Origin of the sequence: Paraburkholderia sp. GAS206C (assembly GCF_050435645.1) — a bacterium.
GTDB classification, from domain to species: Bacteria; Pseudomonadota; Gammaproteobacteria; order Burkholderiales; family Burkholderiaceae; genus Paraburkholderia; species Paraburkholderia phenazinium_B.
On record NZ_JBNDKR010000007.1, the window covers coordinates 227,942 to 249,038 of the forward strand.

16 protein-coding genes and 2 pseudogenes are annotated in these 21,097 nt (G+C 57.7%); 11 read left to right on the top strand and 7 right to left on the bottom strand.

Annotated elements, in window-relative coordinates:
- Positions 1-39: 39 nt before the first annotated feature.
- Entirely contained in the window at positions 40-1,398 is a 1,359-nt protein-coding gene (locus tag P3T20_RS20755; protein WP_429287813.1) for a reverse transcriptase family protein, read from the top strand.
- Positions 1,399-1,468: 70 nt separating this feature from the next.
- Here the strand turns inward: P3T20_RS20755 and P3T20_RS20760 are convergent, their stop codons facing one another.
- On the bottom strand, positions 1,469-1,720 hold the full coding sequence (locus P3T20_RS20760) for a PAAR domain-containing protein (protein ID WP_429287669.1): 252 nt from the start codon (positions 1,718-1,720) through the stop codon (positions 1,469-1,471).
- 68 nt (positions 1,721-1,788) lie between these two features.
- A complete protein-coding gene (locus P3T20_RS20765; RefSeq protein WP_429287670.1) occupies positions 1,789-2,730 on the bottom strand; it encodes a WD40/YVTN/BNR-like repeat-containing protein in 942 nt (313 codons plus the stop codon).
- Between the two features lie 772 nt (positions 2,731-3,502).
- Here P3T20_RS20765 and P3T20_RS20770 point away from each other — a divergent pair.
- The 4 genes from P3T20_RS20770 to P3T20_RS20785 all read left to right on the top strand — a co-directional run bounded on the left by P3T20_RS20770 (position 3,503) and on the right by P3T20_RS20785 (position 9,563).
- Positions 3,503-6,037 (top strand): type VI secretion system Vgr family protein, encoded by a 2,535-nt coding sequence (locus tag P3T20_RS20770; protein ID WP_429287671.1) that lies wholly within the window; start codon positions 3,503-3,505, stop codon positions 6,035-6,037.
- Positions 6,038-6,039: 2 nt separating this feature from the next.
- Complete coding sequence (locus P3T20_RS20775; protein ID WP_429287672.1) at positions 6,040-8,487, top strand: hypothetical protein; 2,448 nt, start codon at positions 6,040-6,042, stop codon at positions 8,485-8,487.
- Positions 8,484-9,158: a hypothetical protein gene (locus tag P3T20_RS20780; protein ID WP_429287673.1), complete on the top strand. Its 675-nt coding sequence runs from the start codon at positions 8,484-8,486 to the stop codon at positions 9,156-9,158. The genes P3T20_RS20775 and P3T20_RS20780 overlap by 4 nt, the downstream gene beginning before the upstream one ends.
- Before the next feature lie 117 nt (positions 9,159-9,275).
- Entirely contained in the window at positions 9,276-9,563 is a 288-nt protein-coding gene (locus P3T20_RS20785) for a PAAR domain-containing protein (RefSeq protein WP_429287674.1), read from the top strand.
- A gap of 144 nt (positions 9,564-9,707) precedes the next feature.
- Here P3T20_RS20785 and P3T20_RS20790 read toward each other — a convergent pair.
- Positions 9,708-9,905, bottom strand: a pseudogene (locus P3T20_RS20790) (transposase domain-containing protein); the annotation flags it as partial.
- Here P3T20_RS20790 and P3T20_RS20795 point away from each other — a divergent pair.
- Positions 9,895-9,990: pseudogene (locus P3T20_RS20795) on the top strand (transposase domain-containing protein); the annotation flags it as partial. The pseudogenes P3T20_RS20790 and P3T20_RS20795 sit on opposite strands and share 11 nt — an antisense overlap.
- Before the next feature lie 18 nt (positions 9,991-10,008).
- On the opposite strand, the gene gyrB reads toward P3T20_RS20795, so the two are convergent.
- The 3 genes from gyrB to dnaA form a co-directional block, all read right to left on the bottom strand.
- Positions 10,009-12,480 (bottom strand): DNA topoisomerase (ATP-hydrolyzing) subunit B, encoded by a 2,472-nt coding sequence (gene gyrB / locus P3T20_RS20800; protein ID WP_074263000.1) that lies wholly within the window; start codon positions 12,478-12,480, stop codon positions 10,009-10,011.
- A 114-nt stretch (positions 12,481-12,594) separates the two neighbouring features.
- Positions 12,595-13,698, bottom strand: coding sequence for a DNA polymerase III subunit beta (gene dnaN, locus P3T20_RS20805; RefSeq protein ID WP_429287675.1), 1,104 nt, complete (start codon positions 13,696-13,698; stop codon positions 12,595-12,597).
- Between the two features lie 305 nt (positions 13,699-14,003).
- Positions 14,004-15,584 (bottom strand): chromosomal replication initiator protein DnaA, encoded by a 1,581-nt coding sequence (gene dnaA, locus P3T20_RS20810; RefSeq protein WP_217272795.1) that lies wholly within the window; start codon positions 15,582-15,584, stop codon positions 14,004-14,006.
- Positions 15,585-15,966: 382 nt separating this feature from the next.
- Between dnaA and rpmH the strand changes: the two genes are divergently transcribed.
- The 4 genes from rpmH (at position 15,967) to yidC (ending at position 18,651) form a co-directional block, all read left to right on the top strand.
- Positions 15,967-16,101 (top strand): 50S ribosomal protein L34, encoded by a 135-nt coding sequence (gene rpmH, locus P3T20_RS20815; RefSeq protein ID WP_004198824.1) that lies wholly within the window; start codon positions 15,967-15,969, stop codon positions 16,099-16,101.
- A 14-nt stretch (positions 16,102-16,115) separates the two neighbouring features.
- Complete coding sequence (rnpA, locus tag P3T20_RS20820; RefSeq protein WP_429287676.1) at positions 16,116-16,613, top strand: ribonuclease P protein component; 498 nt, start codon at positions 16,116-16,118, stop codon at positions 16,611-16,613.
- 121 nt (positions 16,614-16,734) lie between these two features.
- Complete coding sequence (yidD, locus tag P3T20_RS20825) at positions 16,735-16,965, top strand: membrane protein insertion efficiency factor YidD (RefSeq protein WP_074262996.1); 231 nt, start codon at positions 16,735-16,737, stop codon at positions 16,963-16,965.
- Positions 16,966-16,995: 30 nt separating this feature from the next.
- Positions 16,996-18,651, top strand: a complete 1,656-nt coding sequence (gene yidC, locus P3T20_RS20830) for a membrane protein insertase YidC (protein ID WP_429287677.1) — start codon at positions 16,996-16,998, stop codon at positions 18,649-18,651.
- Between the two features lie 132 nt (positions 18,652-18,783).
- Here yidC and P3T20_RS20835 read toward each other — a convergent pair whose 3' ends face one another.
- Positions 18,784-19,191, bottom strand: a complete 408-nt coding sequence (locus P3T20_RS20835; protein WP_122152983.1) for an XRE family transcriptional regulator — start codon at positions 19,189-19,191, stop codon at positions 18,784-18,786.
- 371 nt (positions 19,192-19,562) lie between these two features.
- Here P3T20_RS20835 and mnmE point away from each other — a divergent pair, with 371 nt between their 5' ends.
- Positions 19,563-20,963 (top strand): tRNA uridine-5-carboxymethylaminomethyl(34) synthesis GTPase MnmE, encoded by a 1,401-nt coding sequence (mnmE, locus tag P3T20_RS20840; RefSeq protein ID WP_074262993.1) that lies wholly within the window; start codon positions 19,563-19,565, stop codon positions 20,961-20,963.
- Positions 20,964-21,097 lie beyond the last annotated feature (134 nt).

Below are 21,097 nucleotides of genomic sequence, written 5' to 3' on the forward strand. Positions count from 1 at the left end.
CCAGACGCGTTGACTCGCCGGCCCGCCTCTTTCTACGCTATGCGCTTATCTTCCCTGCAACACGTCACCTACGCCATCGCCGATGCCATGCTCGCTGGGCCGGCAGAGCCTGACTCGATTGTGGAGCGCATGACACGTTGTTTAGGTGTTCGTTCGGAATGGATGCGGGGATTGGCACGCAAGGTTGCGAAGCGCTTCGGTGCGCGCTGGGACAGCGTCGATCGTAAAGAAGTGTCGATGTTGGTTGCAGGGGAGCCAGGTTTCGTTGCTGCATGGCGCAGCGATATGCGGCCGGTGATCGTGCAGGTTCTGCGCAGGGCTCCCACACAACAGCTGCCACCGCCGAGGTTGCGTGAGGTCACGCTGCCGCAGTTGCCGACGCTCGGTGATCTGGCCTCCTGGCTGGAAGTCGAGGCCGCCGATCTTGGCTGGTTTGCAGATCGCCGGCGTGTTATGCCGCAAAGTGCAAGCACGCCACTTCACCACTACTCCTACAAGGCGATTGAGAAGCGCGACGGACGATGTCGGTTGATCGAGATTCCTAAGTCGCGCTTGCGCAGCGTGCAGCGCAAAATTCTTCGTGATCTGCTTGAACGGATCCCATCACACGATTGCGTGCATGGGTTTCGCAAGGGCCGCAATACCGTGACTTACGCGGCGCCGCATACTGGCAACGCTGTGGTGGTTCGATTCGATCTTGCGGATTTCTTTGCTTCCGTTCACGCCCCTCGCGTTCATGCCTTGATGCGGACATTAGGGTATCCGCAGGAAGTGGCCCGAGCGTTGACTGCGCTTTGCACGAATCGGGTTCCGAGTGCTCGTTTACTCGCTCCGGATGTGCGGGGCAAGATGGCGTGGCCGGAGCGGCAGCGGTATAGGACGCGGCATCTACCGCAAGGGGCACCCACGTCACCGGCGCTGGCCAATCTCTGTGCGTTTCGGCTCGACCTTCGGCTCGCGGGTCTCGCTCGTGCGCTCGGAGCCACCTATACGCGGTATGCGGATGACCTGGCGTTCTCAGGTGGCGAAGATCTGGCGCGGGTGATTGAGCGGCTTTCCATTCGGGTCGCGGCGATTGCGCTGGAGGAAGGATTCTCGATTCAGTTGCGCAAGACACGCGTAATGCGGCGCGGCGCGAGGCAGCATCTGGCAGGGGTTGTGGTGAACCGGCATCCGAACCTGGCGCGGTCTGAATTCGATACGCTCAAGGCGATTCTGACGAATTGTGTGCGGCACGGGCCTGGTTCACAGAACCGTGACGGGCATGGGGATTTTCGTGCGCATTTGCAGGGGCGGGTGGCGCAGGCGGTTATGTTGAATGCGCAGCGTGGGGTGAAGTTAAGGGGGATTTTTGAGCGGATTGGATGGGACGAAGAGGTGAGCGGGGTAAGGAATTAGAGGTGATTTAGTATCTCTCAAGCGGATTACGAAGCAGAGGCGTCTTTGGTTTTAAGTCGCCCCCGATAGTTTACGCGAGGCTTGAAATCAGATGACAGCCACACGTTGCTTTGTGACCATGCCGCGCGATTGGGATACCACCATCGGTCATCGACTCGTCGCCTTCCTCAATCACATTCGGCTTCACGTCAGGGTGTTGCGGACACGACACGTGATCGCCCTTGCGAGCTACGTATCGGCCATCAAAGAGCATGGTCGAAGAGCCCGTGATGACCTTACCATGATGGTCGGTATCGTCCCCAATTCGGATCAGATTAATCATATTGCTTCCTTATCAACTCACCGCAAGGTCCTGCGAGCGCTCTAAAAAAGTTATTCATCAACCGGACGCTAATTGATCTCCTTTCCGCGCGACCGCATCTGCCCTTCAAGCCAAAACGGGGGGATCTCCTTGATTAGAGGATCGCCCCACTTCAGTGGCACCCAACTCTTTCCGCCGTCCTGAGAATAAACGACCAAGGGTCCGGCATCGAGCGCCAGTGTACTGTCCGTCGCGGCGAGCCAGATATGCCGGTCGTCGGCTACGTAGGCGCTGATCAGTTCGGAGATATTGTCAGGCAGTTTCATGGCTGACCAATGCGCTCCATCGTTCGAGCGCAGCAACGTGTTTTCAGTCGATCCGGCCATCCACCAGTGCCCCTGCGGTGACCATCCCAGTTCGACGAGGTAGTCGGGATTTCCGAGATCGGCAGACGCATCGATCCGGCAAGAGCCCGGCGCGATGCTCACGGTCCGATAGCGGGTATCTGATGGTCTGTCGCCCAATAAAGTGACCAGCGCTACCAGCGGTCGACTTGAATCGACGAAGCGAACACTCGTGTTCTTCAGTAACTCGATTGCGCGGGCATCATTCGCGTGGATCCCCAGTTGGTCCAACTTGAGCGTGCACATCTGTTTGCCTCGCGCAATTCGAAACGCCTTTCCCGATGCATTGGGTTCGATTCGGTAGTGGGAACCCAGGATCACAAGATCAGGTCGATGCTCGTCTTTAACTAGTCGTCCCGTATTGGCAAAGAGAATCTTGTCGCCGATGTAGAACACGCCTTGGCTGTCCGTCGCGATCGGTGGCCAATGCGCACCGCCCCGGTCTGTAACCTGAATCGGTTTGCCGTCTTTCACATCGAATTTGATGAACGAGCCGTACTGCTGCTCGATCTTAAGATCCCCGATGTCCAGTTGCACGACTGGATTGGCGAGCGCCGAAGATTGCGAAAGCGGCTGCAAGAGAGCCAGCGCAGCGCACGCAAAGATCACCGACTTACGGATTTGCATTGGCCAACTCCTTGCCTACGCTCGACAGCCAGAATCTGGAGCCGCCGATTCTTGTCGGCAACGGTGGCCAACGCGCTACCTTCGACGACTTCAATTTTCTGCCGTACATCGATCTATTCTTCGTTCATCCAATCGTAGTCGCCATTGCTCGGCACCATGATCATTGCTGCGCCGAATCCAGCCTAAGGGGTCCGACGCGATGGAATACATAGAGGCGTTTAAATTGCTCTGGAAGCGGTTGCCGGCAGCCAATTGTCAACGTTTTAGGCTAGCAGTCGAATGGTCTTTTCCAGGCAGCCCCCTGCACAGGCGAACAGCATATCTCGCCTCGCACCAGACCGTCCGAATCTTCAAAAGTGGCCATGTATTGAGCATGATTTTCGTTCCACGGCCGAAAACCTCGATGCACCGTAAATGGAGAAAGCATGAAAACGCTAGATGAGAGACAAATCAACAACATGCATAGTCGATGAAATTTCGTTTGACGCCGTCCGGTCTCCACGTCAGCCGATGTTAATCGCTTGTTGGGGGGGCCCTGCAACATCTATGCGTATCGAATAAAAGGCCCGGAAGCACCCGGATATCGCGGAATAAGTCTTCTTGATCTATTCGTAATTGGTGATTTAACATTTTTCAGATGTGCTGCGACTTTAATCTGGGGTAGATTCTCATTGCCGTGTTACGACACATTCGCAGAGATACAGGTTCGGAAAACCGAGCCCGTGAGTGCGTATGCTAGGCGCATGCACTCATTTGACAAGATGGATAAAACATGAATATGACCGATCTGGTTCAGGCCATCCGGGGTGGCCTGATTCAGCAGGACCGGCTGCTGAAAACTGACATTCCGTCTTTGCCAGGCAATACGCTGGTGCCCTATCGCGCTGTAACCTACAGCGAGTTAGGCCGTGACTTCAGCGTCACGCTCGACATGTTGTCGGCAGCGGGTGATGTCGAGCTCAAGAAACTCATCGCCCAACCGATGACCCTGTGGATGCAGCAGGCAGACAAGTCATATTTGCCCATTAACGGTTATGTTCATACAGCGAGAAGGCTGGGCGCGGACGGCAGCCTGACAAGCTACCAGGTGACTTATGCATCATGGATGCATTTTCTTAAATTCCGCCGGGATATGCGGTACTGGCAAGACAAGACGGCAGACGAAATAATCACTGATGTATTTAACCAGCATCCGCAGGCACAAGGGTATTTCCAGTTTGCTCTGTCTCAACCATTGCCACAACGTTCGTACTGCCGACAAAGTGAGACCGACTGGAATTTCGTGCATCGCCTGATGGAAGAGGAAGGTCTGTTCAGCTTCTGGCAATACAGCACGGATGGCAGGTCACATACGCTTGTTATCACTGACGATATTTATTCGCTGAACAGGATGGCTCCTGAGACGATTGATTTTTACCGTTCGGGGGCGACCAGCCAGATCAACGCATTCACCCAGTGGGGCGCATCCCGTACGTTACAGAGTGCGTTACACACCACCTGCACGTTCGACTACAAATCCCCATCTGCTCCGTCCAGTCCCAAAGGCACCGTGTTGCCGACACGGGCAGATCAGGGGAATCTTCCCGAGCAGGCAGAGGTTTACGAGTACACGGGAGCGTATACCTACGCGGGTCAGGACCGTGGCGAGTATCTCTCAAAGATTCATCTCGAAGAATGGGAGTCCCGTGCGAAGCGGTTCCACGGGTCGGGTGGTGTAGCCGGGATCGATGCCGGGTTGCGCTTCATCCTGGCGGGCCATCCTGTGCACGACCAGGACCCGGCCAGCCAGCGCGAATTTGCGGCCATCAAGGTCTGGCGGTACATCGAGAACAACCTGCCCGTCTCGGCGGGCGAGTCGAATTTCCCGCATAGCCTGAAACGTCAGTTGGCGGAGGCCAAGGCCGACAGCTCAAACGGCGGTTCCCTAACGATCCGTCACGCCGACGGTAGCGAAGGATTTTTTCTGGTTGAGGTCGAAGCGCAGCGCATCTCCGTGCCCTATCGCAGCCCGTTTGAGCACAGGAAACCGGAGATGCAACTGGAAACGGCGATCGTCGTAGGACCGGCAGGAGAAGAGGTGTACACGGACACGCTGAACCGCGTGAAAGTCATTTTCATCTGGGACCGCCTGAATCCGGGAAACGAGCAGGCGTCGTGCTGGGTGCGCGTCGCGCAATCGGATACGGGCGGAGGATACGGTAGTGTCCACATTCCGAGAGTCGGCGAAGAAGTGATTGTGGGCTACCTGGGGGGCGATTGCGACAGACCGCTCGTCCTGCATCGGGTCTACAACAGCGCAGTCAGCCCGCAATGGCACTCAAACGGCATCCTCTCCGGATACCGCTCGAAGGAATACTCCGGTGCCGGTTACAACGAGATGGTCATGGATGACGCGACGGGACAGAACCGTGCGCGACTTTTCAGTAGCACGTCGAACAGTCTGCTTCACCTCGGATATCTGGTTGGCCAGACCGGAAACACACGTGGCGGATATCTCGGAAGTGGGTTTGATCTCAGAACCGACTCTTACGGCGCGGTGCGCGCGAACAAGGGACTTTACGTTACGACACACTCTACGTCGGTCGACGGTCAACCGTTCGATACGTCAGATACCCAGCGACAGCTAACACGTGCGGAGAGCGTGGTCAAAGGACTATCGGACGCAAGCAAACAGCGTAACGCCGAAAACCTGGAGCCGGGCCACGATTCGCTCACCCAGTACACGGCCGCTACAAAGCAAAGCGTCTCGGGGCAATCCGGCGGAGGCCGGACAGGGGGCGGCGGCACAGGTAACGCAACCGCCTTCAGTGAGCCGCTGATCCTGTTGGGCAGTCCGTCCGGAATCGGCATCTCGACGGAGAAATCCGTCCGCATAACTGCCGATAAGAATCTGAACTTCGTGAGTGGCGAGAGCACCTATCTCGCGGCGGCCAAATCGCTTGTCGCGAGTGTGGCCGAGAAGATCAGTGTGTTCGTCCAGGGGGCGGGCATGAAACTGTTCGCGGGCAACGGCAAGGTGGAAATCCAGGCACAGAACGACGGCATGGACCTGTTCTCGGAAAAGCAGCTGCGCATATCGAGTGCGGGTCAGGATGTGCTGGTCGCGGCTAAACAGAAAGTGGTCGTCACGAGCGGCGGCGCGAGCATCACTATCGAGAATGGCAACGTGGAAATCCGTTGTCCGGGGAAATTCACCGTCAAGGCCGCATCGCACTCGTTCGAGGGACCGGCGGGGGACGATACTCCGCTGCCATCGCTCCCGCAAGGTGACCTGAAAATGAAGAACGTCTATAACTTGTCGCACTAACAATGATTATCAGCCCACCTTTTTTGCCCGCAGCAGGCGCGGCGTCAGGTAACGCCGACGCCACCGATCCGATGATGGACGCGGTCGATATGTTCGAACTCGCACACGGCGTCTATCCAATCGCTTTTGACAGACGCTGGCATACCGGCGTCCACCTGATGCCGGACACGCAGAACGAGCGCGTACGTGCAATTGCCGACGGCGAGGTGGTGGCCTACCGCGTGTGCCAGAAAGCGATCGATGGCGGTGAGGGGGTGCTGGATAGCAACGCCGGGTTCGTACTGCTCAAGCACAAGACCGAAACAGGCGACGGACGCTCCATCACTTTCTATTCGCTGTACATGCATCTGCTGGACCTGGACGGCTATACCGGCCTAGGTGTCCAGGTTAATTCCCTACCAGAGTTCCTGCGCACGCCGACGTCCGAAGAAGGACAGTCGGGCGGTGGCAAGAAGGTGTACCGGAAGGATGTGCTTGGGCTGCCTGGTGCCTGTCACGGAATGCACCACATGCACTTTGAAATCTTCATGCTACCGGGCGATTTCACCGCCTATGTCAACAGTACGCAACTCGATAACAAAAATACGACGACCCCGACGAACACCGATTACTGGGGGCACACCTACTACATCATTCCGGCCAATCAGCAGTTCGTAGACTCCCCCCCCGGCGTAGATAATGGCAAGCTCAACGGAATTGCGTTCGACAAGCTGCAAGGCGGATCGAACCAGAACCCGCTACACATCGAAACATACTTCCACAAAGGCAGCAGATACACGAACACATGGAGCGTGGGCGCGAACGGTACACGTACTCTGCTCACGTCGCAGCCAGTGAAGGAAGCGGGTTACGAATACACTCTCTACACGCGAGCAACCAAGCTATATCCGCGATGCCCGAGCGATGGTTATGAACTGTTGCGCTTCGGACGAATCCTGTCCGACCACCCTACCTTAAGCAATAGCGCGATCCACACGCCACCGGGCGTTTCGCCGGATATAGCCGGCAATCCGAATCCGGTGGACCAGGCGAACCCGTCAGCGGCGTGGATACGTGTCACCTACGCTCAGGGGAAGGAAGGCTATATCGACGTGAACGACGACAGTATCGTGAAGCTGTCCGATGCAGACTTTCCTTTCTTTACAGGCTGGACGAAGATCAGTGATGCCAATACGCCGTACACCGACGATGGCCTGTGTGACGTCGATGAGCTGAAAAAAATTCTCGGTAGCGTTCTGCAGCCTGTGGTCAACGGAAAGGATAACGAATACCAGGACGAAGACGCGCTGTGCAACTACATCTTGGGCGATGACGCCGTTCGGACAAGACTGAAGGGGTTCATATGCGAAGCCCCCACCGAATGGGATAGTGCTCATAACGACACACGGTATGCGAAGCTGAACGACCCGGATGGATTCTATGGCAAGCAGAAGGACGCCAACCCAACCGGCTACAGCGACTTTCTTACGTTGTTGAAGAAATTTCAGTTTTGGGATAAAACTGGTTTGCCTGAAGGCAAACTCTGGTACTTTCATCCGCTGCGGTTCATCCGGCACTTCAGAAAATGCGGATGGCTAAGCATGCCGGAATTTAAGCAACTCTTGCCAACTGAGGTTTTGCGAGAGGGCCCCCATCATGCCGTATATTACGAAAACATACCGAACTCTTATGCATCGGGAGCCATTCCGACTGACCACAGAGTTCCATTGAATAAAGTATTCAGAAAATATAGCATCACGGCCCCGGATCGGATGGCTGCACTCCTTGGGAATTCGATGCAAGAGACGCAATGGTTTACCAAACTGCATGAAAACAATTCGAGCATGTGGTACTACCCATGGGACGGCCGTGGTTTTCTTCAGCTAACTCATCCTGAGAACTACATTACATATTGCGATTTTAGAGGTCGGGAGATCTCGCAGACGACGCGTGACGCACTCGCTCGTGCGAAGAGCCAGGCAAATGCGCATAGGGACCATGCGCAAACGTACATCGCTGATTCGGTGAGTGGCGTAACGCCGTCCCTAATTTTATGGCGTCAGCAGGTTGGCGCAGAGGGCCGACCGTTGACAGTCGAAGACATGCTCGCCCCATCTGATAGTGCGGGATTTTACTGGTCTATGATGAAAATGGCGCAGTATGCGGATCGTAACATTTCTTTGGAGCGCCGAGAGGTATCGGCTACACAACCTCCAAATCCTCACCATCCCGACGCGTCCAATTCGGCTGTCACCAAGATTTATTATCATAGCGCGGGATTCCGCGACGCATCGGCTATCGTAAACTTGCCGAGTGCCGTAGGGCATGAAAATGCCCCTTTCAACGGCTATATCGCAAGATGCGTAGCATATGCCCAGGCGCTGGCAGTTTTGAGCGACATCATGTTTCCAGATGCCTCAGGAACCTTGTCACTTATTTTTCCAGAAGGGCGATCGCCGAGGAGAACATGAAAATGCGGGTAAATGTTGGTGCTATTTTTGTGGCGGTATTTCTATTGAGTCGATCAATAGTGGGATTTCCATCCGACCAGACTTCACCAAGTGGCAAGCCACTTAGGCTAGCCGTTCAGATGGGAGGAGGTTGCGCCGTTAGTATCATTGACCCGTATCACGGCCATTTTGAAAGTGGCATGCCATTACACGCAACATACTGGACGGACAAGCCGCCAATACCAACTAAAATCAATGATTTTTCGGTTAACATGATTTGCGAAGACGCAACCGGCGAGTCGGTTGACGACATCGCGACAAAGTACGGTGCGACGTACGATCAAACGGCTGGAAAATGGCGCGCACATTATGTAGACGATCAGGATCAAGCGCTACTCTCGCCCGTAACACACATCTATGAAGTTAAGTCGACAAACGGTTCAGGTTTTGCTCGTACAACGGACGATGTTGTTGGTGATACCGATCAACGGGTGCGTTCGCTGTCCTATTGTGTTTTCCACGAAAATCGAGCTGTGTGTGGAAACGGACAGGTGATGAAACTATCCGATTCCAAAGGAAATTTGCTCCCTTTCGTCATGAATGTGTTGCGTAGTATCGAGTTTCAGGACTCGAGCGCTAATTCCGGGGCGTCACCCACCCCAACGACCGCGATAACACCCAAACAGGACTAGTACGAACGTCACGGGATCCCAATTTTCCAGCTGAGGTACTACAGATATGAAGAATTTTTTTCGATGTGGGATTTATGAGCGATCACGCACGGCGTTTGGATACCCGGTGAAGCCAGGATGAAACGATATTTGATATTGGACGGCGACCGCACGACAGCATCGGGGACCGTTCACGCGCAGCCCACGACCGTCGAGTGTGATAGCAAAAATGTTGCGCACGAAGGCGATGACGTGACTTGTCCGGCCTGCAATTCGACGGGCAAGATAAAGTGTGACGGTCCCCATCTGCCGATGACGGGACCAGACGGAAGGCCCGCGGCCCTGAACGATGACCTATGCGTCTGCAAGTGCGATCCACCGCCAAAACTTGCGGCTTCGCAGTCGGCAATGTCGGTCGATGTATAACGCGTCATTCCCTGCGCAAATGAGAACGACGAACAGTCTGTATGGCAACCGTTAGTGAAACTAGCCTATGACGAGACGCTCTCTGTGGGTCATGTCAGGAAGGTAAGCACGGCCCCGCAACGTCTTGACTGGAGATCGTGATCTTTAGACTGCGACGTGGAGCTGATCGGCGACGTCCCACGGTGCGAGTTCATCGATGCGGTTAATCGCATGGTCGGCGATGCGCGCGAGCACGTAGCGCAGATACGCCTCGGGATCGATGCCGTTGAGTTTTGTGGTGCCAACGAGGCTGTAGCTGGCGGCGGCACGTTCGTCGCCGGAGTCTGCACCAGCGAGACTGAACGGCCACGCCCCCTACGCGTATCTCAAGGACGTTCTCGCGCGATTGCCTACGCAGCGGGCCAGTCGTCTCAATGAACTTTTACCACCATCAACCCGACACGTCTCAAACATCAATATTCCCCGCCCTCAACGCATTCGACTCAATGAAAGCCCTACGCGGCTCCACATCATCCCCCATGAGCGTAGTAAAAATCCCATCAGCCGCAATAGCATCCTCAATCTGCACTCGGAGGAGCCGTCGAACAGCCGGATCCATCGTAGTCTCCCAAAGCTGCCCAGGATTCATCTCTCCGAGACCCTTATAGCGTTGCTTGGAAACATTGCGCTCAGCATCCGCAATCAACCACTTCATAGCACTCTTGAAGTCATTAACGGCCATACTCCGCTCACCACGCTTGATCACAGCGCCCGGGCCAATCAACCCCTTAAACGTCAGCGCCGTAGTCACAAGCTGCTGATAGTCCGCGGTCAACTGAAACTCTTCATCCAGAACGGAAATCTTCTGATTCCCGTGATGCGTCCGCGACACCTTCAATGACCGGAGCTCCCGCACCTGGTCATACATAGTCGTAACTCGAACTTCAGGCTTCAGCGCATCATCCCTGAGCTTGGCCTCGAACGCCTTAGCCGAAGCCTCGGCGGCCTCTTCCGAAGAAAGATCGAGCACAACCCCATCCATCACAGCCTCAAGCGCCCCAGCGTCATACAACCGGCTCAACCGATCGACAACACCCTGCGCGAGCAGATACGAACGAGCGAGCTCACCCAAAGCATCCCCAGCGATCGGGGTAGCACCCTCAGCCGTCACAAGCTCCGACCCATTGAGCGCGAGCTTCAGCATATGAGCATTCAGCTCAGCCGCATCCTTCAGATACCGCTCATCCTTCCCCGCCTTGATCTTGTACAGAGGCGGCTGCGCGATATAAATGAACCCACGCTCGATCATGTCCGGCATCTGCCGATAGAAGAACGTCAGCAACAGCGTCCGAATGTGCGCACCGTCCACGTCAGCATCGGTCATGATGATGATCCGGTGATAACGCAGCTTCTCGAGGTTGTAGTCTTCCTTGCCGATCCCACAGCCGAGAGCAGTAATCAAAGTAACAATCTGCTCCGAAGAAAGCAGCTTGTCATAGCGGGCTTTCTCAACGTTCAGCACCTTCCCACGCAGCGGCAAGATCGCCTGAAACTTCCGATCCCGTCCCTGCTTGGCCGACCCACCTGCCGAGTCGCCCTCGACGATATAAATCTCAGACTTCGCCGGATCCTTCTCCTGGCAATCCGCCAGCTTCCCGGGCAGACCAACGCCATCCAGCACGCCCTTGCGCCGCGTCATCTCGCGCGCCTTGCGTGCAGCATCCCGCGCGCGCGCCGCATCCACAATCTTGCTGCAGATGATCTTCGCGTCGTTCGGCGTCTCCTGCAGAAAATCTTCCAGCGCCTTGGCGACCACGTCCTCCACCGGCGCCCGCACTTCAGAAGAAACCAGCTTGTCCTTGGTCTGCGCGGAGAACTTCGGCTCCGGCACCTTCACCGACAACACGCACGACAACCCTTCGCGCATGTCATCGCCCGAAGTCTCAACCTTCGCTTTCTTCGCGACTTCGTGATCGTTGATGTACTTGTTCAATACGCGCGTCATCGCCGCGCGCAAGCCGGTCAAGTGCGTCCCACCATCGCGCTGCGGAATGTTGTTCGTGAAGCACAGCACGTTCTCGTTATAGCTATCGTTCCACTGCATAGCCACTTCCACGCCCACGCCGTCCTTCTCGCCGCTGATGTGGAAAATATTCGGATGCAGCACGGCCTTGTTCTTGTTGATGTACTCAACAAAACCCTTCACGCCGCCCACGAACGCGAAATCTTCTTCCTTGCCGGTACGCTGATCCGTCAGGCGAATCCGCACACCGTTATTCAGGAACGACAGTTCGCGAATCCGTTTGGCCAGAATGTCGTAGTGATATTCGATGCTGCCGAAGATCGTCTCGTCGGCGAGAAAGTGCACTTCGGTGCCGCGGTTTTCGGTGTCGCCGGTCACCAGAATCGGCGAGACGGCCACGCCATTGATCTCTTCAATGATGCGGTTTTGCGGCACGCCACGGTGGAACTCCATGAAGTGCTTCTTGCCGTCGCGGCGAATGGTGAGACGCAGCCACGCCGACAACGCGTTCACGCACGACACGCCCACGCCATGCAGGCCACCGGACACCTTGTAGCTGTTCTGGTCGAACTTGCCGCCGGCGTGCAGTTCGGTCATCACGATTTCAGCGGCGCTGCGCTTCGGATCGTGCTTGTCGTCCATCTTCAGACCGGTGGGCACGCCGCGGCCGTTGTCGGTGACGGAGATCGAGTTGTCCGCGTGGATGATCACCTGAATATCGTTGCAGTGCCCAGCCAACGCTTCGTCGATGGCGTTGTCCAGCACTTCGAAGACGAGGTGGTGCAAACCGGTGCCATCTGAAGTATCCCCGATGTACATACCCGGTCGCTTGCGGACCGCCTCCAGACCCTCGAGGATCTGAATCGAAGAGGCGCCGTAGCTGTTATCGGGTTGCGAATTGTTCGTGTCAGTCATGGATTTTTTCCGGTTCTGCGTTGCTGCCTGGTTGCTGCTCGGGACTTTTCAAAACACCATAAAAACGCCAAAGGGGCACTGCGCCCCTTGGTGTTCTTCTCGATGTTGGACGCGTTAGATGCGCATCGGCATCACGACGTACTTGAATTCGTCGTTCTCGGGAATCGTGATCAATGCGCTGGAGCTGGCATCACCCAAGCTCACTTGCAACATGTCGACCTTTAGGTTTGCCAGCACGTCGAGCAGATACGTGACGTTAAACCCGATATCGACGCTGTCGCCGGTGTACGCAATTTCCAGTTCTTCTTGCGCTTCTTCCTGGTCAGCGTTGGTGGACATGATCTTCAACTGGCCCGGCTCGATAATGCAGCGCACGCCCTTGAATTTGTCCGAGGTCAGAATCGCCGCGCGTTGCAGCGAACGCTGCAGTTCTTCGCGGCCAATCAGGAACTGGTTCTTGTGCGACTTCGGAATCACGCGCTGGAAGTCCGGAAATTTCCCTTCCACCAGCTTCGACACCAGTTCGACCTGACCGAAGGTGAACTTCACCTGGCTCGCTGCAATGTCGATCTTCAGCGTGTCGTCGATGTCTTCCAGCAAGCGCTGCAATTCGAGAATCGTCTTGCGCGGGATGATCACTTCCTGGCGCGCAAACGAGCCTTCGATCTTCATGGACGAGAACGCCAAGCGGTGTCCGTCCGTTGCCACTGCCATCAACTGGTCGCCGTCCACCACTAGCAGCATGCCGTTCAGGTAGTAGCGAATGTCCTGTTGGGCCATCGAGAAATGGACCATGCCCAGCAGTTGGCGGAACGTCTTCTGCGGAACCACCAGGTTCGCACCGAAGTCTTTAGCTTGAGCGACGGTCGGGAATTCGTCCGCGGCCAGCGTCTGCAACGCAAAGCGGCTCTTGCCGGATTGCACGGTGAGGCGCTTGTCATTCAGCGTCAGCGTGACCTGGCCGTCGGGCATGGCACGCAGGATGTCGAGCAGCTTACGCGCCGCTACCGTTGTCGCAACCGAATCGCCGCCCACGCCGAAGTCGCCGTGCGTGGTGATCTGAAGCTCGAGGTCGGTGGACAGGAACGACACGTCGGGGCCGTTCTTGGTAATCAGCAAATTGGCGAGGATCGGCAACGTATGGCGGCGTTCGACGATGCCGCTCACGGTTTGCAGCGGCCTAAGGAGGTTATCGCGTTCGGTCTTGACCAGTTGCATAGGTTTCCTTCGTTGATGTGACGGCCTGCGCGCCTCGCTCGGCAATCCTGCACGCGGCCCCGGCCCCCGCCGGCGCTACGCTGCGCCAGTCACGGCGTACATCCGCCCCAAGCCGCCGGGCGGTTAAACCTGTATTGTGCCTGAAAACAGAACCGCTCCCCTAAAATGGGGGCGAGTTCCGAAATAAACAGGTCGATTTTTCCTGCTTTTTGCCCAAATTTTAGGCAGCGCTCTCGCGCCCCGGATTTCGCATGAATCATTAGCCCGAAATCGGGCCTCCGCGACGCGCAAGACCTATCCTTCTCTCACCCCTTCAACGTCTGCTCGAGCACGTGCAGTTCGTGGTTCAATTGAGCATCCGTGCCACGCTCGGCGGCAATCTTGCGCACCGCGTGCAACACCGTCGTGTGGTCGCGCCCGCCAAACAGTTCGCCGATTTCCGGCAAGCTCTTCTGCGTCAGTTCCTTCGCCAGATACATCGCAATCTGGCGCGGCCGCGCAATGTTCGCCGGCCGCTTCTTCGAATACATGTCGGCGACCTTGATGCTGTAAAAGTCCGCCACCGTCTTCTGGATGTTTTCCACCGAAATCTGCCGGTTCTGCACCGTCAGCAGATCTTTCAGCGCTTCTTTCGTCAGTTCGATCGAGATTTCACGCCCGTGGAACTTCGAGTACGCGAGGATCTTGCGCAGCGCGCCTTCCAGTTCGCGCACGTTCGAGCGCAGGTGCTTGGCGACGAAGAACGCCACGTCCTCATTCAGGCTCACGCCTTCGGACTGCGCTTTGCGCATCAGAATCGCCACGCGCATTTCCAGCTCAGGTGGCTCGATCGCCACCGTCAGGCCGGAGTCGAACCGCGAGATCAAGCGGTCGTCGATGCCCGAAATTTCCTTCGGATACGTGTCGCTCGTGATGATTACCTGCGCCTTGTTCGCCACCAGCGCTTCGAATGCGTAGAAGAACTCTTCCTGGGTGCGTGACTTGCCGGAGAAGAACTGAATATCGTCGATCAGCAGCAGGTCGAGCGAGTGGTAGTAGCGCTTGAAATCGTCGAACGCCTTGCGCTGGTACGCCTTCACCACGTCAGACACATATTGTTCCGCGTGGATATAGCGGATCCGCGCGCCGGCCTTGTCCATCAGCAACTGGTTGCCGATTGCATGGATCAGGTGAGTCTTGCCGAGGCCCACGCCGCCATATAGAAACAGGGGGTTGTACGAGATGCCGGGGTTGTCCGCCACCTGGATCGCGGCGGCACGCGCCAGCTGGTTGGCCTTACCGGTCACGAAATTGTCGAAGGTCAGCACGGGGTTGAGCTTCGAACGTTCGTACATTGAGTCGCTCTCCGCGCTGCCTTGCTGTGCGGCGCTCTGGCCCGGCCGCCATGTGCGGCGCGCCGCGGCAGCTTCGTTCGCGTCGAGGCTGGGCAGATCGAGATCGCCGCCGTCGTCACTATTGTTCTGATGCGCGCCGTTGCCGGCGTTTGCACCCTGCCCACCGCCATTGGCGCCATTGGCACGTGCGCCATGCGCGGCCTGAACCGCGCCGACGGCTGCATCCACGGCAGCCGTGCCGGCGTTCCCGGCAAACTGCGACGGCCGCGACTGGGCCGGCGCGCCAGCCGTGCTGCGCATGCCTGCTTTGGGATCGAGGACGAATTGAACGTCGACCGGCGCGTGCCAAAAGTCACGCGCCATATCGGAAATGCGGCCGGAAAACTGGCTCTTGACCCAGTCAAGCTTGAAGCGGTTGGGTGCTGCGATGCTCAGCGTGTTGGCTGCCGCATCGAAGGCAACCGGGGCCAACGGTTTGATCCACGTCACGTACTGCTGGGGCGTTAACTCACGCTCTAGCAGTGCGGAACAGTGTTGCCAGAATTCGTTCATCGAGTTGCTGTCGTTATGTTTACACGGCGCCCCGCCCGCCCCCTTGTTGCAGATACACAACAAGGCCCTGAGCGGCCAGGCGGAACGGCTCCAGGCGCTTGTGCCACAAGGGTTTGCGGGGCAAGCGAGCCGGAGCGGCGTGCAGGATTTTTGGGAAGTAGGACGAGATTCTACCGCCAAAACATCCAGGAAAGGGAGTTATCCACAGGGACGGATCAAACGTTTGCCGTCGGCCCAGCCTGTGGAATACGACGCTAAACTATTGACGACCAAAAGAAAACCGGTTTAAATAGCGGGTTCCGCGAAAACCAATTTTTGAACCACCGGCCATTGCACTTTCCGCGATGCTCGCGCGGTTATTTCTCTGCCAAGTGAGAGCAACATGAAACGTACTTACCAACCTTCCGTTACCCGTCGCAAGCGTACCCACGGCTTCCGCGTTCGCATGAAGACCGCTGGTGGCCGCAAGGTCATCAACGCACGCCGCGCCAAGGGCCGCAAGCGCCTCGCCATCTAAGGCTGGCGAGCGGATTGCGCGCTCCGTCTGTGCAACGCGATGCCCGCGGTAGCACGGGAACGGCAGGAGCGCCGCAGCAGGATTCGGTTCCGTTGCGAGCGCAAGCCGCGTTTCCCAAAGCCGCAAGGCTGCTAAAAACGGATGAATTCTCATCCGTTTTTCGTTTGCGCCCGTGGCGCCGCACCGAACACTTCGTCGTGTACGCCCGGCCCACCGGCGATGACGCGCGCCTTGGTCTCGTCATCGGCAAGAAGTATGCTCCGCGCGCGGTCACACGTAATCTGGTGCGACGCCTCGCGCGTGAAGCCTTCCGGTTGCGTCGCGCAGACTTTGGCGGCTGGGATGTGCTGCTGCGCTTGCATACGCGTTTCGACAAGAAGGCAATGCCTGCCGCTTCGTCGCTGCCGTTGAAGACGCTGTGCCGTAACGAAATAGAGGTGCTGCTCGACAAGGCAGCACGCGAAATTGCCCGTCGTGAGGCGCCGCCCGCGGATGCGCCCGCCACGCAATGACGCTTATGGAGATGCTCGTGCGGCTGATGGGCTGGTCGCTCATGGGGCCAGTCAAGCGGCCCGGTCGCCTGGGCATCACCCGGTATTCCTTCTTGGGCGGCGCCGCTCGGCCGCACTAGTCATGCAAACGGTACTTTTCGCTTTATTGCGTTTCTACAAGGTTGCCGTGAGTCCCCTGCTCGGCAACCGGTGCCGCTTTTACCCTTCCTGCTCTGATTACGCGCGCGAAGCAATCCAGTATCATGGCGCCGCGCGCGGGACTTATCTCGCCGCCAGGCGCATTTGCCGCTGTCACCCGTTTTCGGCGGGCGGCATCGATCTTGTCCCGCCTCCCACTTCTGAAAAGCGCTGACGCGCCGTTCCATCGACACTGAGACAACGCATGGATATCAAACGCACCGTCCTATGGGTCATATTTTTCATGTCGGCGGTCATGCTGTTCGACAACTGGCAGCGCGACCACGGACGCCCGTCGATGTTCTTCCCGAACGCCACGCCGACGCAAACCGCGGCCAGCGCAGCACCGGGCACAACGACGCCGGGAACCCAGCCTGCCGATTTGCCGCAGACCGACACCTCCGCTCCGGGCGCCGCGCCCGCTGCCCAGGCCCAACTGATCCCGTTCACGACTGACGTCTATAGCGGCGAGATCGACACGCGCGGCGGTACGCTGTCGAAGCTGTCGCTGATCAACAAGGGCAGTGGCAACCAGCCGGACCTCGTCATCACCCTGTTCGACCACACCGCAGATCACACGTATCTGGCGCGCACGGGTCTGCTGGGCGGCGATTTCCCGAACCACACGGACATCTATACGCCGGCGCCCAACCAACCGCACGATCTGACGGGCGACGCCAAGTCGTTCTCGCTTAGCTTCGAATCGCCGGCCAAGGGCGGCGTGAAGGTCGTGAAGACGTACACGTTCACGCGCGGCAGTTACGTGATCGGCGTCGATACGAAGATCGTCAACGTAGGCACGACGCCGGTGACGCCGACCGTCTATATGGAACTGGTGCGCGATAGTCAGCCGGTGGAAACGCCGCGCTTCTCGCACACGTTTATTGGGCCGGCTGTGTACACGGATCAGCACCACTTCCAGAAGATGACGTTCAGCGACATCGACAAGAACAAGGAAGACTATGCGAACCAGGCCGATAACGGCTGGATCGCCATGGTGCAGCATTACTTCGCGACGGCATGGATTCCGCAGCAAGGCGTCAAGCGCGACATCTACGTCAACAAGATCGATCCGTCGCTGTACCGGGTGGGCGTCAAGGAAGCGGTGCCGACCATCGCGCCGGGCCAGTCCGCTGACGTCTCCGCCAGGCTGTTCGCCGGTCCGGAAGAAGAGCGCATGCTGGAAGGCATCGCCCCGGGTCTGGAGCTCGTGAAGGACTATGGCTGGGTGACGATCATCGCCAAGCCGCTGTTTTGGCTGCTGGAAAAGATCCACAGCTATGTCGGCAACTGGGGCTGGTCGATCGTGCTGCTGACGCTGCTGATCAAGGCCGTGTTCTTCCCGCTGTCGGCCGCCAGCTACAAGTCGATGGCGCGCATGAAGGCGATCACGCCGCGTATGCAGGCCCTGCGTGAACGCTTCAAGGGCGATCCGCAAAAGATGAACTCGGCGCTGATGGAGCTGTACAAGACCGAGAAGGTCAATCCGTTCGGCGGCTGTCTGCCGGTCGTGATCCAGATCCCGGTGTTCATCTCGCTGTACTGGGTGCTGCTGTCGTCGGTAGAAATGCGCGGCGCGCCGTGGATTCTGTGGATTCACGATCTGTCGCAGCAAGACCCGTTCTTCATCCTGCCGGTGCTGATGGCCGTCTCGATGTTCCTGCAGACACGTCTGAACCCGACGCCGCCGGATCCGGTTCAAGCCAAGATGATGATGTTCATGCCGATCGCGTTCTCGGTCATGTTCTTCTTCTTCCCGGCTGGTCTGGTGCTGTACTACGTGGTCAACAACGTGCTGTCGATCGCCCAGCAGTACTACATCACGCGGATGATGGGCAAGCCGAAGGCCAAGGCGGCGTAAGCGCCGTGGTCTGAATTGCCGGAGCGAGCCCAGAACGGGTTCGCTTTTCTGCTCAAGTCAGTTGAGAAAAAGCCGCCCGGTTTGCGCCGGGCGGCTTTTTTATTGGATTCGCACACGGCCGGCGCGTCGGAGTCACTCTTTGCCGGTGTCGTAAAGCCGCTCGACAAACTCTTCGAGGAAATGGCGATCCTTCGGATCCAGCGCTTCGATCTTCGAGGCGAGCTCGATCGCCTCCGGAGTAAGGGGGTATTTCTCCCCGGGCGCGAGTGGCTTCGACTTGGCGCCCACCGGCGGTGGTGGTCCGTAGTGCAGCCAATGCACACCAACGCCTAGCCAATCGGCTAAGGTCTGCAGCTTGTCCGGCGTAGGAATGGTTCGGCCCGTCAGCCACTTATGCGCGGTCTGCGGCGACACAGGCGCCTCGCCGCGATGCAGCAGATTGAATTGCCTGGCGAGTTGAGTCCCACCCTTGATGTTCTTCCGGGCAATCTGATCTTGCAGTCTTTTGGCGAACGCTGATTTTTCTTTGGAGGTCGGCATGAGCCAAATTGTGCAATCCGGCGCGCCAACAGTGGACAACCATTTAGGCTACAATTTAGCGCATTTACGCTATTTTTAGCTCAAGATAAGCGCCAGATAACGCCTTGCGCAATTTACTCAGTTTGCGCTTTTTTCCTTCTGCCGTGGCTGTTTGGCGAATCCAATCCACGCAGATAGTCTTATTTATCCGAAGACCGATCTTATCGCAAATGAGATAAATCCGTATTTGTCTAATAAAAGGCGCCTAATACACCGGAATACCTCGTTGTCGCCCTCGGCGGAAGCCCCGCGAACCGCTCGCGTTACAATGCCTCGCGCCCTTCGTAGGGCCTTTCGTTCTTCCAGTTTCCTCTGCTGCTGCGCCCAATCCCATGCTCGCCACCGATTCCGATCCCATTGTTGCCATTGCTACTGCGCCCGGTCGTGGCGGAATCGGCGTGGTCCGGATTTCGTTCGGGCGTGCCGGCGCGGCTGCGGCCGAGCCGCTCATGCAAGCGCTCACAGGACAAATCCTCGCGCCGCGTCACGCGAGCTATGTGCCCTTCCTCGACGCTCACGGCGACGCGCTTGACCGCGGCATCGCGCTCTACTTTCCGGCGCCGAATTCGTACACCGGCGAGCACGTACTCGAGCTGCAGGGCCACGGCGGGCCGATCGTGCTGCAACTGGTACTGCAACGATGCATCGACGCCGGCCGCGCGGTCAGGCTGCGGCTAGCGGAACCGGGCGAATTCACCCGCCGCGCCTTCCTCAACGACAAGCTGGATCTGGCCCAGGCCGAGGCTGTCGCCGATCTGATCGAGGCAAGCACCGAGGCGGCCGCGCGCTCGGCGGGCCGCTCGCTGGAAGGCGCGTTTTCGCGTGACATCCACGCTATGGTCGAAGACGTCATCACGCTGCGGATGCTGGTCGAGGCGACGCTCGATTTTCCGGAAGAGGAAATTGACTTTCTGGAGGCCGCGGATGCACGCGGCAAGCTCGCGCGGATCCGCGAGCAACTCGCCCACGTGCTGAATGAAGCGCGTCAGGGTGCACTACTGCGTGAGGGGCTCTCGGTGGTGCTGGCGGGTCAGCCAAACGTCGGCAAGTCGTCGCTACTCAATGCGCTTGCCGGCGCCGAACTGGCCATCGTCACGCCAATCGCCGGCACGACTCGCGACAAGGTCGCGCAAACCATCCAGATTGAAGGGATCCCGCTACATGTGATCGACACCGCCGGATTGCGCGAAACCGAGGATGAGGTGGAGAAGATCGGCATCGAGCGCACGTGGAACGAGATTGAGCGCGCGGACGTGGTGCTGCATCTGCTCGATGCACGCACCGGTATGAACGCCGAGGACAATACGATTGCCGCCCGTTTTCCGGTGGGTGTGCCGGTGCTGCGGGTGATGAACAAGACCGATCTGACGGACATCGCTCCGGCTGTGCGTACGTTGGATGAGGCGGAAGGCGTCGATCTGCGCGAGGTGCGACTGTCCGCGAAACAGGGTGACGGCATCGCGTTACTGCGTGCCGAGTTGCTGCGGATCGCCGGCTGGCAGGCCGGCGCGGAGAGCGTATACCTCGCACGCGAGCGGCATCTGATCGCCCTGCGCGCAGCGCAGGAACACTTGGCAACGGCTGCGCAGCATGCTGACCAGAACGCGCAGGCACTCGACCTGTTCGCCGAGGAATTGCGGCTTGCTCAGGAACAGCTGAATTCCATCACCGGTGAGTTCACCTCCGATGACCTTTTGGGCGTGATTTTTAGCCGGTTTTGTATTGGGAAATAGATGGCGGGCGTGCGTCAGCCACATATTTTCATTTCAGGCCTGTATCTTCGACCTGAAATAGCAAGCAATCGCTATACTCCGAGGCATGATCAAACAGCGCTTTTTGGTACACAGAGTGTCTTTTCCGCATTTCT